The following is a 1,314-nucleotide window of genomic DNA, read 5'->3' as shown; positions in this document are numbered from 1 at the left end:
CCGCACCGCAGGCCCGCCGACGAGGACCGCCACGCCCCGGCCGCCCGCCGCCCGCGCCGCACCGCGCACACCACCGCCTCGCTGGAAAGCCCCGTCGGGAGCCCCGTCGGGAGCGCCGTCGGCACGTCCGCCGAGGGCCCCGCCGCCGAGGCGCACCGCCGGGAGCTGGCCCAGCTGGCCTGGCCCGAGGCGGCGGGCACCACGCCGGAGCAGCGCGAGGCCCTGGAGCTGGCCGTACGGCACGGACTGACCCCGCGCGCGGTCGCCGCCGTCCTCGGCCTCGACGCCACGTCCGCCCGGGAGCTGCTGGCCGGCGCCGCTTGCGAGGTCGAGCGCACCCGGGCCGCCCTGGCCGTCGTCGAGAAGGGCAACTGCTCCACGGCCGGCCGGCTCACCGGCGACCACCGCGCGCTGCTCTCGCCCACCCTGCGCCGCGAGCTGGTACGGCACGTGGACGACTGCCCGCGCTGCCGCCGCGCCGCCGAGCGGGCCGGGGCCGAGGGTCCGTGGCCCGGGAAGGCGGTGACCCCGGCCGCCGTGCTCCCGGTCGTGGAGGCGCCCCGCCCCTCCGCCTACGTGGCCATGCTGCACGCGCAGAAACACCAGAAGAATCGGTCCGCCACTCCGCGCTTCGACCGCACCGGCTTCCCCATGGACCCCAAGGACCACGCCGCGCGCCGTGACCGGCTGCGCTCCCGGGTCATGACGACGACGGTCGTCGCCACCGTCGTCGCCGCCCCCGTCATCGCCCTGTGGTCCGCCTACCGGGGCGCCCCGCTCACCGGCGAGGGCCGCGACGGCTCCGCGGTCAGCGCCGCCGACAACGACACCGGTGCCGACGAGACCCCGTACGACCGCTACGAGAACGCCGGCAACGCCCGCCCCGACGCCGGCAGCCGCTTCACGGACGGGGACACCCCGCCGGAGGTCTCCGCCGAGATCATCAGCCCCGGTGCCGACCCGTCCGGCGACCCCGCGGGCCACGGCCGGCTCACCGTCGAGGCCCGCACCTCCGGCTCCACCACCCTCGTCACGCTCACCGCGTCGAAGGCCGGCCCGGTCTCCTGGTCGGCCGCCGCCGACCGGTCCTGGGTGCGCCTGAGCCGTACGTCCGGGAAGCTCCCCGCAGGCGGCAGCGTCACCATCCGCGCCCTCGTGGACCACGCCCGGGAACCCGCAGGGCCCTGGACCGCCCACCTCACGCTCGCCCCCTCGGGCGCGGTCGTCGCCCTGCACGGCTACGGGGCCAAGGCACCCACCCCCGGCGCCTCGCCGCGCCCCGGCCACCCGCCGCGCGGCACCCTCCACCCGCAC

1 protein-coding gene is annotated in these 1,314 nt (G+C 78.8%); it reads left to right on the top strand.

Annotation, left to right across the window (positions count from 1 at the left end):
* Positions 1-1,314: hypothetical protein (locus EAO73_RS35325; RefSeq protein ID WP_224756601.1), on the top strand; the 1,314-nt coding region annotated here is incomplete at both ends.

The sequence above is a fragment of the Streptomyces sp. col6 genome, from assembly GCF_008042035.1.
GTDB lineage: Bacteria > Actinomycetota > Actinomycetes > Streptomycetales > Streptomycetaceae > Streptomyces.
The sequence above is the reverse complement of the archived record's forward strand: the minus strand, read 5'-3'. Positions and strand labels throughout refer to the sequence as shown.